We start from the raw sequence: 14571 nt of genomic DNA, 5'->3' as shown, positions 1-14571 counted from the left end.
CCGATCTCGCCGCCTTCAGGCTGCGTGTTCCGCACGCGCTGCCCGCATGCCATCGAGGCCTGTGCGCAGACGGTACCGCCGCTCGAGGAGATTTCCGCAGGACACTACAGCGCCTGCATCCGAACGCTATGACTTACCCCCAGTCTTCGCGCACTTCGTGTCGCTTCGCCAACCCCCTTGCAGGGGGCAACACCTGCGGCCCGGCAAAGCCGGTTCCGCGGTGTTCCACGACCATGCGACAACCCTCATGAATCGAGAGCTCCAATGAACACCCTGCCCTCTTCCCACGACCTCATCGACCCGCTGCTGAGCGACCGTTTCAAGGGCTACCCGCGCACCCAGCCGCCGCGCCTGCGCAGCGAAGTCGGCGCCGCCGGCTGGAACGTGCTGGCCGGCGACCTGCCGCTGCCGCTGGCCGTGCTCAAGCGCGAGGCGCTCGAACACAACCTGGCGTGGATGCAGGCGCGCGTGCGCGAGTGGGGCATCGACCTCGCACCGCACGGCAAGACCACCATGTCGCCGCAGCTGTTCCAGCGCCAGCTGGATGCGGGTGCGTGGGGCCTGACCTTTGCCACCGTCACGCAGCTGGCCGTGGGCGTGGCCGCCGGCGCGCGCCGCACGCTGATCGCCAACCAGGTCGTGAGCGACGAAGACCTCGCAGGCATCCAGCTGCTGCTGGCCGACCATGCGGATCTGCGTGTGGTGTTTCTGGTCGATTCGATCGCGCAGCTGGCGCTGATCGAAGACTGGTCGAAGCGCCATCCTGCGAGCGTGCCTTTCGAGGTCATGCTCGAGATCGGCATCGACGGCGGACGCACAGGCTGCCGCACGCATGCGGAAGCGGTTGCCGTGGCCAGCGCGGTGCGTGCCAGCAGCGTCGCGAAGCTGGTGGGCATCGAGAGCTACGAAGGCCTGAATGCCACCGGGTCCACCGAACAGGACACCGCCTTCGCCAAGGCCCTGATGGACCGGATCGAAGCCGTGGCCCGCCACTGCGACACGCACCAGCTCTTCGAGACCGACGAGGTGCTGGTCTCGGCCGGCGGCTCGGCGATCTTCGACCTCGTGGCCGGGCGGCTCAAGCCTGCGCTGGGTTCGCCGGTGCGCGGCCTCTTGCGTTCGGGCTGCTACGTCACGCACGACCATGGCTTCTACAAGCGCATGGTGAATGTGGCGGATGAGCGCATGGGGTGCGAGTGCGGCGAAGGGCTGACGCCTGCGATGGAGGTCTGGGCCAACGTGCAGTCGCGGCCCGAGCCCGGCCTGGCGATTCTCTCGGTCGGCAAGCGCGACGTCTCTTTCGACATGTCGATGCCCATCCCCATTGCGCACGCGGCACGCGGTGCCTTGCAGTCGCACGCTGTGCCCGCCAGCTGGAAGGTCACGGCGCTGAACGACCAGCATGCCTACCTGCGCTGGGACGCGAATGACGAAGCGCAGGCACCGGTCGTCGGCGACCGCGTGGGCCTGGGCATCTCGCACCCCTGCACCACCTTCGACAAGTGGCACTGGATGCCCGTGGTCGAGAACGACTACCGCGTGAGCGATGCGGTCGTGATCCATTTCTGAGCAAGACGACGCCTCCCCCATGAACACACAGAAGAACAGCGCGACGCTGCTCGAAGGCGGCCTCGTGGTCGACGGCTCGGGCGGCCCTTCGTGGCCCGGCGACGTGCTGCTGCAGGGCGACCGCATCCTGGCGCTCGGCGAAGGCCTGCGCACGCGGCTGCCTGCAGGGTTGAACATCGCCGACGTCGACGTGGTCGACTGCCGCGGCAAGGTGATCGCGCCCGGCTTCATCGACGCGCACACGCACGACGACGCCATCGTGCTGCGCGACCCGCTGTGCCTGCCCAAGGTGTCGCAGGGCATCACGACGGTGGTCACGGGAAACTGCGGCATCTCGCTGGCGCCGTACCGCACGCCGCAGTCGAAGCCGCCGCTCACGCTGTTGGGCGCGGACTCGTTCAAGCACGCGACCATGGCCGAGTACCGCGCGGCGGTCGATGCGACGCAGCCCGCGCTCAACGTGGCCGCGCTCGTGGGCCACACCACGTTGCGCTTCGCGGCCATGCAGGCGCTCGACCGGCCCGCCAACGGTGATGAACTGGCACACATGGCCGCACTGCTCGACGACTGCATGGCCGCTGGCGCGCACGGCCTGTCGTCGGGCCTGTTCTACGAAGAGGCCTTTGCCGCACCGGCCGAGGAAGTCACCGCACTCGCGCGCGTCGTGGCGCGCCATGGCGGTGTGTACGCCACGCACCTGCGCAGCGAGATGCAGCAGATCATCGAGGCGATGCACGAGGCCGGCGACTCGGCGTTCGAGGCCGGCGTGCCCTTGATCATCTCGCACCACAAATGCGCAAACCCGGCCAACTGGGGCCGCACGAAGGAGACGCTGCCGCTGATCGACGCGCTGTCGCAGCGCCAGGAGATCGCGATGGACGTCTATCCCTACGTGGCCGGCTCCACCGTATTGCGCGAGGACATGGTGGACGGCGTGATCGACGTGCTGCTGACCTGGTCCGAGCCCCACCCGGAGATGACCGGGCGCCTGATCTCCGATATCGCACGCGAATGGGGCACGACCGAGAAGGAGGCCAGCCTGCGCCTGAAGCCCGGCGGTGCGTGCTATTTCCTGATGCAGGAAGAAGACGTGGAACGCGTCATCGCGCATCCGCGCAGCATGATCGGCAGCGACGGCCTGCCGCATGACCGTCATCCGCATCCGCGGCTGTGGGGGGCGTTCCCGCGCGTGTTTGCGCGCTACTGGCGCCAGCGCAAGCTCTTCACGCTGGAGCAGGCGGTGCACAAGATGACGGGCATGACGGCGCGCAACCTGCGCATTGCCGATCGCGGCCTGCTGCGCGTCGGCACGATGGCCGACGTGGTGGTGTTCGACCCCGAGACCATCACCGACACCGCCACCTACGACCAGCCGCTGGGCGTGAGCGAAGGGATCGAACGCGTGTTCGTGAACGGCGTGCTCGCGTACCGCGGTGCGAGCGAGGCGCGCGTGCTCGCGCGCGCGGGGCGCATGCTGACACGGCAGGCACGCGCCGCGAACTAACTGAACGTCGCCGCGCCCCTTCCCCGCCATCCCGTAGAGTGCACGCATGATCGAATCCACCACCCTTCGGTACTTCTACGAGGTCGCGGCCTTTGGCTCCGTGCGCGTGGCGGCTGAAAAGCTCTTCGTGGCCCAGAGCGCCGTGAGCCGGCAGATCGCGCTGCTCGAAGACGAACTGGGCGTGCCCGTCTTCGAGCGCCATGCACGGGGCATGGCGCTGACCGCGGCCGGCGAACTGCTGCTGCGCTATGCGCAGGACAACAAGACGCAGCTGGCCGACCTGAAGGGCCAGATCCACGAGTACGAGACGCTGGCCAAGGGGCACGTGCGGGTGGGCTGCGTGGAAGGCATCCTGCACGGCCTGCTCACCAGCTTCATGCCGAGCTTCATCCGCACGCACCCGGGCATCACCTTCTCGCTCGATCTCATGGGCTCGCATGCGGTGGGCGAGTCGGTGGCGGAGCACAAGTACGACCTGGGCATTTTGTTCGGCGCCTCGCCGCGCCCCGACCTCATCGAGCTGCAGAAGATCGAGCAGCCGCTGTGCGTGATCGCTTCGACGCAGCACCCCCTGGCACAACAGCGCAGCTGCACGCTCGCGGAAGTCGCCGACGCGCCGCTGGCGTTGCCCGACCGTTCCTTCGGCCTGCGCCAACTGGTCGACCGCGTCAGCTCCAAGGGCAAGTTCAAGCTGAACATCGCGGTCGAGACGAATTCGCTGTCCTTTGCGAGCCGGCTGGTCGCAGAGTCGGACCTCATCACCTTCCAGCCGAGCGACGTGGTCGCGCCGCTGATCGAGGCCGGCAAGGTGGTGGCCATTCCGCTCACCGATGCGTCGCTGCGCTCTGCGCGCGCCACGCTGGTCGCGAGCTATTCCCGGCGGCTGTCGCTTGCGGCCAATCACCTGTCGCAGTCGCTGATCGCCTACATGCAGGGGTGGCAGCGGCCCGTGAAGCCGGGGCGCGCCACCGCCGCTCGCACGCCCGCCAGGGGAAAGCCGGAGTAGTCCCCGCGCGCGGGATCGTCGGCATCGAAAGGCTCAACCCGGCAGCGTGACCGTGATCATTTTGATCTCGGTCATCGCCTCCAGCGTGTGCATGCCGCCCAGCCGGCCGATGCCGCTCTTCTTGCCGCAGCCACCGCCGAAGGGAAGGTGGATTTCCCACCAGGTGGTGCCCGCGTTGATGTTGACGATGCCGGCGGGAATCGCCTTGGCCATGGCGATGCCGCGGCCGATGTCTTGTGTGAAGACGCCCACCGAGAGGCCGTAGTCGTTCTGCAGGGCCATCTCTAAGGCCTGCGCTTCGTCCTGGAAGGCGACGACCGGCACGACGGGGCCGAAGGTTTCCTCCCGGCACAGCCGCATGGCGGGCGTGACGTCGCGCACCACGGTGGGCTCGAAGAAGAGGTCGCTGCCCAGGTCCGGCCGCGCCCGGCCACCGCACAGCACGCGCGCACCCTGTGCAACGGCATCGTCCACATGCGCGCGCACCTTGGCCGCCACCTGGGCGTTGTTGAGCGGCCCCATGGTCGTCGCGGAATGCAAGGGGTTGCCCAGCACCTGCTCGGCGGCCTTGGCGACCAGCTTGTCGCAGAGGCGGTCGACCACGCTGGCATGGGCCAGCACGCACCCTGTCGCCGCGCACACCTGCCCGGCATTGAAGAACGCGCCGCCTGCCGCTGCAGCGGCTGCCGCATCGAGGTCGGCGTCTTCGAAAACGATCAGGGGCCCATTGCCCCCTAGCTCGAGCAGCAGGGGCTTTCCGGCGCCCCGCTCGGCGATGCGCTGGCCCGTCGCGGTGCTGCCGGTGAAGGCGATGGCGGTCACGTCCGGATGCACCACCACCGCGTCGCCCACGGTCGCGCCCTCGCCGATCACCAGGTTGAGAACGCCAGCGGGCAGGCCGGCCTTTTCGATGGCTGCCATGAGCGCGCAGGCCACGAGCGCGGTGGACGGCGCAGGCACCCAGACGAGGGTGTTGCCGGTGGCGATGCCGGGGGCGAGGTATTCCACCGGAATGTTGACCGGGAAGTTCCAGGGCGTGATGACGCCATACACGCCGCGCGGCTGCCGCAGCGTCATGACGAGCTTGCCCGGGTCTTCCGCCGGCAGCGTCTTGCCGCCCATCTGCTTGACGAGTTCGGCGGCGAGCCGGAAGCCGTCGGCGGCCTTGGCGACTTCGCCCAGCGCCTCGGCCAGGACCTTGCCCTGCTCGCACGACAGCGTGTGCGCGAGGGCCTCGCGCGCGGCATCGATCCCGGCCGCGATCGCCATGCACATCGCGGCGCGCTCGAACACAGGCGTGGTGGCCCACGCGTTGGCAGCGGCCTTGGCGGCGGCGACCGCCGCGTTCGCCGTCTCGCGGCCCGAACGGGGCACGGTGGCGAGGGTGTCGCCGTTGGCCGGGTTGACCACCGGCAGGGTGTCGACGGTGGTCGACCAGCGCCCGCCGAGGTGGTTGCCCGTTTCGACTTCGGACATGCAGTGGTTGCGCATGGCCTAGCCGTACGAATACGCGATCGACGCGGCGTGCCGCTGGCCGTCGCTGCCGCCGGCACGCGCGTCCACGCTGGACGCGGACGGCCTGTACCCGGCCGGCGCCGGAGCTGCAACGCCCACATGGCGCTCGGTCTGCGCATCGAAGCAATGGGTCGATGCGGCCTCGCGGACCTGCAGGTGCACGAGGTCGCCGGGCTTGAGGGCCACGCGGTCGTGCACGGACACGCACCAGGGCGTCTCGCTGCCCGCCACGGTGCCGTAGATCTGCGTCTTGTCGCCCGTCGACTCCGTGAGGATCACGCGCAGCGCCAGGCCTTCCGGGGCCAGCTGCAGATGCTCGGGCCGCAACCCCAGCAGCACGTGCTGTCCATCGGCCAGCAGGGGCGTGCACCCGGAAGTCGGCAGATCCCAGGCCTGCCCGTCGGGCAGCGCGAGCCAGGTGCGGCCGTGTGCGCGATGCACCTGCCCCTGCGTGAAGTTCATGGCGGGCGAGCCGATGAAGCCCGCCACGAAGCGGTTGACCGGGCGGTCGTAGAGCTCGAGCGGCGCGCCGACCTGCTCCACCCGGCCCGCGCGCATCACGACGATGCGGTCGGCCATGGTCATGGCTTCCACCTGGTCGTGCGTGACGTAGACCATGGTGTTGCCCAGGCGCTGGTGCAGGGCCTTGATCTCGGCGCGCATCTGCACGCGCAGCTGCGCATCCAGGTTGGACAGCGGCTCGTCGAAGAGGAACAACGCGGGCTCGCGCACCACGGCGCGGCCCATGGCGACGCGCTGGCGCTGTCCGCCCGAGAGCGCGCGCGGCAGGCGGTCCAGGTAGGGCGTGAGGTTGAGCAGGCCGGCGGCTTTTTCGATGCGCGGGCGGAAGTCGCTTTCGGCCTCGCCGCGCGTGCGCGGGCCGAAGGCGATGTTCTCGTAGACCGACAGGTGCGGGTAGAGCGCATAGCTCTGGAACACCATCGAGATGTTGCGCTTTTGCGGCGACAGGTCGTTGGCCCGCGCACCGCCGATGCGCAGCTCGCCGCCGCTGATGGGCTCCAGCCCCGCGATCATGCGCAGCAGCGTCGACTTGCCGCAGCCCGAGGGGCCGACCAGCACGACGAACTCGCCGTGGGCAATGTCCAGGTCGATGCCGTGCACGACGGGCACGCCCGCGAAATCCTTGCGCAGTTGCTTGAGTTGAACCTGAGCCATGGGGTCTCCTTGTCTTTGTGGAAGTGAGTCGCTGGCTCAGTAGTCTTCGACCGTGATCTCGCGGGCCATGGGCAGGATGCCCGCCATGAGGCCCGCATCCACCGGCAACGCCACGCCCGTGATGACACGCGCGGCGGGCGACGCCAGGAACAGCACGGCATCGGCCACGTCGTCCGGCGTCGCGAAGTCGCCCAGCGGGTACCACTTCTTCAGCTGCTCGAACACCTGCGGGTTCTTGTCGGCCCGCGCCTGCCAGGCGGGCGTCTTGACGGTGCCCGGCAGCACGATGTTGGCGCGGATGCCGTAGGCGCCCAGCTCCATGGCAAGCGAGCGGGTGTAGCTGACGAGCGCCGCCTTGGCCGCGCTGTAGGCCGGGTGGCCGAGCGTGGTCAGCGCGTTGACCGAGCCGATGAGCACCAGCTGCCCGCTGCGGCGCTCGACCATGGCGTGGCGCACCGCCTCCACGCAATGGAACGCGCCATTCAGGTTGAGCTGGATGTCGGCCTGCCAGTCCTGCGGTGTGGTCTTGCGCACCGTCGGCCCGCGCGCAGCGCCCACGTTCGACACCAGCACATCCACCGGGCCGACAGCCGCAACGGCCGTGGCCACCTTGTCGCACAGGCCTGCGCAGTCGGTGACGTCCGCCACCAAGGGATGCAGCCGCGCCAGATCGTCAGCACTCACGCCCTGCCCGGCCAACACGGCCGCCAGGCCTTCCAGTGCACCCGCGTCGTGGTCCAGCGCGATCAGCCGGTCGCCCGCCTGCAGCACGCGGCGGCACAGGGCCTGGCCGATGCCGCCCGCGGCGCCCGTGACCAGCGTCACGCGCCGGGACGGCGCGTGGGGATGAACCGAAGACGGAGTCGAAATTGATGTGTCCACGCAATGCGCCCTGTGAATTGCCAATACCTCTCCCGACCGGGCGGCAATGAATTACCGCGCGCAATTCGAGCTCGAATTTTGAAGCGTACAGGAGGCCACGGGAATTTGGCCTTCAATATTTCGCAGGCAGGGTTCTGTTTTTTAGAAATCGAGGGTTAGCTCTATCTATGGCGCCATTCGGCCGGCTCGTAAGATAAAAAAGCGCAATCATTGATCGCAGCAGATCCCGACGTGTATTCAATTAATTTTCAATCACTTCACGAGGAATTAAATATGAAAAAACGAAATACAACTCTATTGGCAGGCGCAATTCTTCTGGGTCTTTCCTCCCTCACGGCCCAGGCGGGAAATATCCGCATCGCCATGTCCAGCTACAGCGACAACACACGCCCCTGGCTGGAGGCTCTGGCCCGGGACTACGAAAAGGCCAACCCGGGAGACAAGGTCAAGGTCGAGGTGGGAAGCTGGGAGAACATGCAGCAGAAACTGCAGGCGGAAATCGCCAGCAACAACCCGCCCGATCTGGCCCACGTCGCGACCCGCTGGGTCGGCGATTTCGTGAATGACGGTCTGGTGGAGCCGGTCGACAATTACGCCAATGCGGCGTTCAAGGACCAATTCATTCCGGCCTTCCTGAAAGCCGGCAATATCAACGGAAAGCCTTATGCACTGCCTATTGCAGCCAGCGTGCGCGCGATGTTCTATAACAAGGACATGCTGAGCAAGGCAGGCTTTCCCAATGGCCCTAAGACCTGGGACGACGTGATTGCCGCCGCGAAAAAGATCAAGGCCACGGGCGCCTACGGCTATGGCATCCAGGGCAAAGACCTGGATACCGACACTTATTTCTACTACGCGCTATGGAGCATGGGGGGCGACGTGCTCGATGCCGGCAACAAGGCCGCCTTCAATTCCCCGACCGGCGTGAAGGCCGCCACGCTCTACAAAAGCATGATCGACCAGGGCCTGACCGAGCCCGGCGTGGCCGGCAACACGCGCTACGACCTGCACAACCTGTTCAAGCAGGGACGGCTGGGCATGGTCATTTCGCTGCCGCCGCTGGCCAAGGAAATTGCCAAGGACGCGCCGCAATTGAAGTACGGCATCACCGGCGTGCCCAATGGCGGCAAGGACATCACCTTCGGCGTGACCGATTCGATCATGATGTTCAAGACCTCGAAGAACAAGGAAACCGCCCAGAAATTCCTGAACTTCATGTTCTCGAAAACCGCGCGGCTGAAGTTCGACCAGGGCGAAGGCTTCATGCCGGTGACGCGCGAGGTGGCCAACGACCCCGTGTTCAAGGACGACCCGGTGCTCTCCGAGTTCGTGACCCTGCTGCCCAACGCACGCTTCGCCCCGCTGGTCGCCGGCTGGGAAGACTCGGCGCAGGCCGTCACCAACGCGCTGCAGGCCATCTACCAGGGCAAGGCGGAACCGAAGGCGGCGCTGGACAAGGCCGCGGCCGAAGCCAACACCAAGCTCAACAAGAAATAAGCCAGCAAGCCCCGGGGCGCAGCCCTGGGGCTGCGCCAGCTTTTCGCGTGTCGCACCACGCCCAACCACGCCTATCCGATCGAATCGACCTATGCAGAATCCCGTTCGAGGCCCTGCCCTGGCTTGGGGGCTGATTGCGCCGAGCCTGTTGCTCACCCTCTTCATCCTGGCCTACCCGCTGTCCACCCTGGTGTTCCAGTCGGTGCACGACATCTCGCGCTTCGGCCTGCTGCGGGCCTTCAACGGCCTGGACAACTTTCGCACCGTGTTCACCGATCCGGTGTTCGCCCATGTGGTGTGGCGCACGGTGCAGTGGACGGTGTGCGTGGTCGGCGGTGCCGTGTTGTGCGCTGTGCCGATCGCGCTCATCCTGCAGCAGGATTTCTATGGCCGGGGCGTGGCGCGCACGATCGTGATGCTGCCCTGGGCGGTGTCGCTGACCATGACGGCCATCGTCTGGACCTGGTCATTCAACGGCCAGTACGGCATGGTCAATGCGAGCCTCGCAATGGTCGGGATCATCCGGGAGCCGATCAACTGGCTGGCCGATGGACAGCTCGCCTTCTGGGTCGAGGTGGGCGTGGGCATCCTGGTGTCCATCCCCTTCACCGTCACCATCTTCCTGGGCGGGCTGTCGTCGGTGTCGCAGGACATCTACGAAGCGGCCGGCATCGAAGGCGCGTCGCGCTGGCAGCAGTTTCGCCGGCTCACGCTGCCGCTGCTCAAGCCCTTCATCCACATGGCGATCGTGCTGAACGTGATCTACGTCTTCAACTCGTTCCCCATCATCTGGATCATGACGCAGGGCGGGCCGGACAACGCCACGCACATCCTCGTCACCTGGCTGTACCAGCTGGGCTTCCGCCTGGGCCGCCCCGGCGAGGCAGCCGCCATTTCGCTCGTGATGCTGGCCTTGCTGCTGGCCTTCACCGTGTTCTACCTGCGCCTGCAAAAGCGCCAGTCCGCGAAGGCCGCCGCATGATCCGCCCCGACAAACTCGTGCGCAGCCTCTGGTGCTGGCTGCTGCTCGCGCCGCTGGTGGCCGTGGTCGTCTTTCCGCTCGCGGTGATGTTCTTCACGGCGCTCAAGCCGGCGTCCGAGATCTACGTCTATCCGGCGCGCTGGCTGCCGCAGCAGTGGCAGTGGAGCAACTTCTCCGCCATGTGGACCCAGACCGGGTTCGGGCGCGCGCTGCTGAACAGCCTGCTGGTGTCGCTCTCTGCGACCGTGCTGACGATTGCCGTCAGCGTGCCTTCCGCCTATGCGCTGGCGCGCCTGAAGTTTCGCGGCCAGGGCGGCTACCGGCAGTTCCTGCTCATCACGCAGATGATCTCGCCCGTGCTGCTGGTGGTGGGCCTGTTCAAGATGGCGGCCAGCCTGCCCTGGTTCGAGGGCGGCAACATGACCGACTCGCGCCTGTCCGTGGTGGTGGCCTATGGCGCCTTCGGCATTGCCTTCGCCGTCTGGATGATGACCTCGTACTTCGAGACCATTCCGCGCGACCTGGAAGAGTCGGCCTGGCTCGAAGGCTCGGGTCCGGTGCGCACGGTCTGCAAGGTGTTCCTGCCGCTGGCGCTGCCGGCCATGGCGGTCACGGCACTGGTCACTTTCGTCAATGCGTGGAACGAGTTCGCCGTGGTCTACACGCTGATCCGCTCCACGGAAAAGCAGACGCTGACCGTGCTCGTCACCAACATGGTCGCGGGCCAGTACGTGGTGCAGTGGGAGCTGGTGATGGCCGCCGCCATCTGCGCCGTGGTCCCGGTCGCCATCCTGTTTGCTTGGATGCAGCGCTACATGGTGCAGGGCCTGACCGCGGGCTCGGTCAAATAGCGACCGCAGCGGCATCACAGCCCGCTGCTACCCGCTGCGCCCGCCCCCTTCGAATAATGCGGCGACGGCCGGCGCGCACCCTGCGCCGGCCGGTTTCGCCCCACCTCATCCGAAGGAGACAAACCCGATGGCTCGCAAGATCCTGATGCTCTGCGGCGACTACGCCGAAGACTACGAAACCATGGTGCCGTTCCAGACCCTGCTGGCCGTCGGCCACACCGTGCATGCGGTGGCGCCCGACAAGAAGGTCGGCGACTGGGTGCACACCGCGATCCACGATTTCGAAGGCGCGCAGACCTACAGCGAGAAGCCGGGCCACCGCTTCACGCTGAACGCAACCTTCGACGAGGTGCGCCCCGAGGCCTACGACGCGCTCGTGATCCCCGGCGGCCGCGCGCCCGAGTACCTGCGCATGCACAGCCGCGTGGTCGAGATCGCGCGCCACTTCCTCGCGACCGACAAGCCGGTGGCCGCCGTCTGCCACGGCGCGCAGCTGCTCGCGGCCACGGGCCTCATCAAGGGCCGCAAGGTGTCGGCCTACCCGGCCTGCCAGGTCGAGGTGGAACTGGCCGGCGCCGAGTACATGGGCATCCCGGTCGATCAGGCCGTGACCGACCGCAACCTCGTCACCGCACCGGCCTGGCCGGCGCATCCGGCGTGGCTGTCGCAGTTCCTCGTGGTGCTCGGCACCCGCATCGAACACTGACCTGAACGGATGGACGCGGGCGGCGCTACAGTGCCGCGTCGCCCCGATTCACCCCCGCCTCTCGAGGAGATGGCCCATGTGCGAAGTCTTCATCAGCGCCGATCCGCAAAGCTACGACGCGCGCACGCGCTCGGTGCGGCTGCACGGCGTGGTCACCAGCATCCGGCTCGAGAACCTGTTCTGGCAGGTGCTCGAGGAGATCGCGCAGCGCGACGGCATGGCCGTGGTGCAGCTCATCGAGCGGCTGTACGACGAGCTGGTGGCGGCGCGCGGCGAGGTCGGCAACTTCGCGTCGTTCCTGCGCGTGTGCGCGCTGCGCTACGAGGCGATGGTGGCGCAGGGGCGGATTCCGGCCGATACCTCGGTCGCGATCCGCTCGCTCGATGCGAACGCCGTGCTGCATGAACTGCCGCAGGGCTGGGGACGGCCGTCGCCTGCGCAGCCTGGCGAGGCCCGCGTGCACACGCTCCACGCCGCCGCGCGGCGGCATGCGTAGACGTCGCACGGCTCACGAGATCACCAGCGCATCTTCACGCCGACGCTCGCATTGACCCCGCTCTTGATGCGCGAGTCGCCGCCGGAGCCCGACCACAGCTTGCCCAGCTCCACATACACGCTCGTGTTCTCGGCCACCTGCAGCGTGGCCCCCGCCGCCAGCTCGGTGCTGCTGCCGCCGGTGCGCGTCGCGATGTCGGTGAAGCCGGCCGGGCCGACGAAGCGGGTGACGTCGGTGCCGCGGCTGCTGCGGTGGAAATTGACCCGCACATAAGGCTGCAGCACCCCGGCGCGCGTGACGAACTCGCCCTTCACGCGCACGCCGGCGCGTGCCCGCCAGCCGTTGTGGCTGTTCTGCTGCACGAGCGCGCCGGAGATGCCCGTGTCGCCCAGGCTCACCCGCTGGTGCACCAATTGCACCTGCGGCTCGACGGTCCAGTTCTGCGCGATGGGAATCGACTGCCCCACCTCGATGGACGCCAGCAGGCTGTTGCCCTTGCCGCCCCGGGAGAAGCCCAGCGTGGGCCTGGCGGTGTAGCGGTGGCGCCCGGCCTGCAGCACGCCGTCGACGTACACGCCGCTGGCGTGCTTCCAGGTGGCATAGGCGCCCAGGTACTCGCTCTTCTGGTTGCTGGTGCCCACGCCGAGGTTCGCCAGGCCGCTGGCAAAACCGTTCACGCGCATGTCGCCGTCGAGCTGGCCGACGTACACGCCCGCGTGCCAGTCGGGGTTGGCCCACAGGTCGGTGCCGGCCTGGAAGCCCGTGAGGCGCCCCTTGCTCGTGGGGCTCACGGTGCCGCCCTGCGCGATGGTGCGGTCGGTGCTGATGATGCGCCCCCACGCCTCGCGGTAGCCCTGCGTGGGCTTGGCCGGGTTTGCGCCCGCTACAAGGTCCTCGCCCATGCGCAGGCGCCTGTTGCCGAGCATCGCGAAGCTGGACTGGCGCAGCTGCTCGGGCAGCGCGGCGTACAGCGGCACGTCGGCGCGGTAGGTGGGCACGGCGAACACGGGCACGACGCCGGTGCCGCCAGTGCCCGAGCCGCCACCGCCGGCAGGCGGCGTGCCGGGCGGGACAGGCGTCACGGGTGTCACGGGCGCAGCGGTCGAGCGCAGGTACCAGTTCTCGCCCGCGCCGGTGGCATCGGCCGCATGCAGCCGGTACTCGTAGGCACCCGCATCGACATGCGTGCCGGCCAGCACGAACGCGCTCTTGGTCGTCTGCGCGGTGGTGGTCGCGCCGTTGAGGGCGCTGATCACTTCGATGCCGTTGCCGGTGGTGAGCGCGCCCAGGCCGCCCAGGTTGGTGATCTGCACATTCGTCGTGCCGCTGGCGACGGCGGTGGCGCCGCTCAGAATGAGCCGGTCGCTCGCGCTCGCGCTGCCGCCCAGCGCGGTCCCCAGTCGCAACGTGCCGCCGTTGCCGACCCAGGGACCGTTGACGGTGAGCGTGGTGCCCGGCACCGCGCCCACCAGCGAGACGGTGCCGCTGTGGGCCATCGACGCGAGGGTCTGGCTGTTGCCGGCCAGGTCGAGCGTCGCGCCGGTGGCCACGGTGAAGGGACTCGCGCTGCTGAGCACGTTGGCAGCGCCCGCGCGCAGGGTGCCCGCCGCGACGTTGGTGGCGCCCGAGTGGGTGTCGGCACCGCTCAGCGTCAGCACGCCCGCGCCGATCTTCACCAGATCGCTGGCGCCGGAGATCGCGCCGGTCCACGTCAGGGCGTTCCCGTTGGTGTCGATGGTGCCCGTGCCGCCCAGCAGCAAGGCGTTGCTGACGGTGAGGCCGCCGGCGCCCGCGATGACGCTGGCGGTGGCGCCCGCGCCGATCGAAATCGCGCCCGTCATCGACGAGCCGGTGTTCAGCGTGAGGCTGTTGGTGCCGCCCGTGAATGCGACCGCCGCGGCGCGCGTGACGCCGTCGCCGCCCAGGCCGCCCGAGATGGTTCCGCCGTTGGTCAACGCGAGGTTCGCGCCGGTCACCCCGACGCCGCCCACGCCGTTGGCACCGCTCGGTCCGCCGTTGCTGTTGGCCCCGCCGGCGCCGCCCGCCCCACCGGCGATGGTGCCGGTGTTGGTGAGGGTTGCGCCCGCGCCGGTCGATGCGAGGCCCGCCCCGCCGTCGCCGCCAGCGCCCGGTGAACCGGTGCCGCCCGCACCGCCGCCGGCCGCGCCGCCTGCGCCCCCGGCACCGCCCGTGATCGCGCCGGAGTTGTTGACGGTGACGGCGACACCCGCCAACGTCGCGCCGATGCCCCCTGCGCCGCCGCCGCCGCCCGAGGCGTTGGAACGGGCGGGCGCCAATTCGGCCCCGCCGGCGCCGCCCGCCCCGCCCGTGAGGGGACCGGTGTTGGTGAAGCTGAGCCCCGGGTTGGTCGCGTTCAGGTAGAACCC

Annotated in this window: 13 protein-coding genes; 9 read left to right on the top strand and 4 right to left on the bottom strand. The window is 68.4% G+C overall.

Translation table 11 applies throughout. From position 1 onward, the window contains the following. From AC07YS_RS31195 to AC07YS_RS31180, 4 genes are all read left to right on the top strand, one after another. A partial coding sequence (locus AC07YS_RS31195; RefSeq protein ID WP_495273814.1) for an oligopeptide/dipeptide ABC transporter ATP-binding protein occupies positions 1 to 132 on the top strand: 132 nt, incomplete at its 5' end. Between the two features lie 132 nt (positions 133 to 264). Next, on the top strand, positions 265 to 1569 hold the full coding sequence (locus tag AC07YS_RS31190) for an alanine racemase (protein ID WP_495273812.1): 1305 nt from the start codon (positions 265 to 267) through the stop codon (positions 1567 to 1569). A gap of 19 nt (positions 1570 to 1588) precedes the next feature. Continuing rightward, positions 1589 to 3073 carry an N-acyl-D-amino-acid deacylase family protein gene (locus AC07YS_RS31185; RefSeq protein ID WP_495270209.1) on the top strand — a complete coding sequence of 495 codons (1485 nt, stop codon included), beginning with the start codon at positions 1589 to 1591 and terminating at the stop codon, positions 3071 to 3073. Positions 3074 to 3119: 46 nt separating this feature from the next. Continuing rightward, entirely contained in the window at positions 3120 to 4079 is a 960-nt protein-coding gene (locus AC07YS_RS31180) for a LysR family transcriptional regulator (RefSeq protein WP_062481526.1), read from the top strand. Between the two features lie 33 nt (positions 4080 to 4112). Here the strand turns inward: AC07YS_RS31180 and AC07YS_RS31175 are convergent, their stop codons facing one another. The 3 genes from AC07YS_RS31175 to AC07YS_RS31165 are packed head-to-tail and all read right to left on the bottom strand — an operon-like array spanning position 4113 to position 7595. Next, positions 4113 to 5555, bottom strand: a complete 1443-nt coding sequence (locus AC07YS_RS31175) for an aldehyde dehydrogenase family protein (protein ID WP_495270208.1) — start codon at positions 5553 to 5555, stop codon at positions 4113 to 4115. A gap of 18 nt (positions 5556 to 5573) precedes the next feature. Continuing rightward, positions 5574 to 6770, bottom strand: coding sequence for an ABC transporter ATP-binding protein (locus AC07YS_RS31170; protein ID WP_495270207.1), 1197 nt, complete (start codon positions 6768 to 6770; stop codon positions 5574 to 5576). Positions 6771 to 6806: 36 nt separating this feature from the next. Then, positions 6807 to 7595 (bottom strand): SDR family oxidoreductase, encoded by a 789-nt coding sequence (locus tag AC07YS_RS31165; protein WP_370681988.1) that lies wholly within the window; start codon positions 7593 to 7595, stop codon positions 6807 to 6809. 330 nt (positions 7596 to 7925) lie between these two features. Here AC07YS_RS31165 and AC07YS_RS31160 point away from each other — a divergent pair, with 330 nt between their 5' ends. The 5 genes from AC07YS_RS31160 (at position 7926) to AC07YS_RS31140 (ending at position 12184) form a co-directional block, all read left to right on the top strand. Beyond that, positions 7926 to 9149, top strand: a complete 1224-nt coding sequence (locus tag AC07YS_RS31160) for an ABC transporter substrate-binding protein (protein ID WP_070062654.1) — start codon at positions 7926 to 7928, stop codon at positions 9147 to 9149. A gap of 91 nt (positions 9150 to 9240) precedes the next feature. Continuing rightward, positions 9241 to 10131 (top strand): carbohydrate ABC transporter permease, encoded by an 891-nt coding sequence (locus AC07YS_RS31155; protein WP_062481532.1) that lies wholly within the window; start codon positions 9241 to 9243, stop codon positions 10129 to 10131. Continuing rightward, the gene (locus AC07YS_RS31150) at positions 10128 to 10982 is read left to right on the top strand and encodes a carbohydrate ABC transporter permease (RefSeq protein ID WP_095948089.1); all 855 of its coding nucleotides are present in this window, start codon (positions 10128 to 10130) and stop codon (positions 10980 to 10982) included. Before AC07YS_RS31155 ends, AC07YS_RS31150 begins: the two co-directional genes overlap by 4 nt. Positions 10983 to 11109: 127 nt before the next feature. Further along, positions 11110 to 11688: a DJ-1/PfpI family protein gene (locus tag AC07YS_RS31145; RefSeq protein ID WP_495270206.1), complete on the top strand. Its 579-nt coding sequence runs from the start codon at positions 11110 to 11112 to the stop codon at positions 11686 to 11688. A gap of 76 nt (positions 11689 to 11764) precedes the next feature. Beyond that, positions 11765 to 12184 (top strand): ribbon-helix-helix domain-containing protein, encoded by a 420-nt coding sequence (locus tag AC07YS_RS31140; protein ID WP_070062657.1) that lies wholly within the window; start codon positions 11765 to 11767, stop codon positions 12182 to 12184. Positions 12185 to 12204: 20 nt separating this feature from the next. Here AC07YS_RS31140 and AC07YS_RS31135 read toward each other — a convergent pair. After that, a partial coding sequence (locus tag AC07YS_RS31135; protein ID WP_495275759.1) for an autotransporter family protein occupies positions 12205 to 14571 on the bottom strand: 2367 nt, incomplete at its 5' end.

The sequence above is a fragment of the Variovorax sp. GW458-11-26-14-LB1 genome, assembly GCF_059423965.1.
The sequence above is the reverse complement of the archived record's forward strand: the minus strand, read 5'-3'. Positions and strand labels throughout refer to the sequence as shown.

Excerpts from the sequence above, each read along its gene's own strand:
- AC07YS_RS31190 (WP_495273812.1), top strand. The coding sequence starts at position 265 with ATGAACACCCTGCCCTCTTCCCACGACCTCATCGACCCGCTGCTGAGC.
- AC07YS_RS31185 (WP_495270209.1), top strand. The coding sequence starts at position 1,589 with ATGAACACACAGAAGAACAGCGCGACGCTGCTCGAAGGCGGCCTCGTG.
- AC07YS_RS31180 (WP_062481526.1), top strand. The coding sequence starts at position 3,120 with ATGATCGAATCCACCACCCTTCGGTACTTCTACGAGGTCGCGGCCTTT.
- AC07YS_RS31175 (WP_495270208.1), bottom strand. The coding sequence starts at position 5,555 with ATGTCCGAAGTCGAAACGGGCAACCACCTCGGCGGGCGCTGGTCGACC.
- AC07YS_RS31170 (WP_495270207.1), bottom strand. The coding sequence starts at position 6,770 with ATGGCTCAGGTTCAACTCAAGCAACTGCGCAAGGATTTCGCGGGCGTG.
- AC07YS_RS31160 (WP_070062654.1), top strand. The coding sequence starts at position 7,926 with ATGAAAAAACGAAATACAACTCTATTGGCAGGCGCAATTCTTCTGGGT.
- AC07YS_RS31155 (WP_062481532.1), top strand. The coding sequence starts at position 9,241 with ATGCAGAATCCCGTTCGAGGCCCTGCCCTGGCTTGGGGGCTGATTGCG.
- AC07YS_RS31150 (WP_095948089.1), top strand. The coding sequence starts at position 10,128 with ATGATCCGCCCCGACAAACTCGTGCGCAGCCTCTGGTGCTGGCTGCTG.
- AC07YS_RS31145 (WP_495270206.1), top strand. The coding sequence starts at position 11,110 with ATGGCTCGCAAGATCCTGATGCTCTGCGGCGACTACGCCGAAGACTAC.
- AC07YS_RS31140 (WP_070062657.1), top strand. The coding sequence starts at position 11,765 with ATGTGCGAAGTCTTCATCAGCGCCGATCCGCAAAGCTACGACGCGCGC.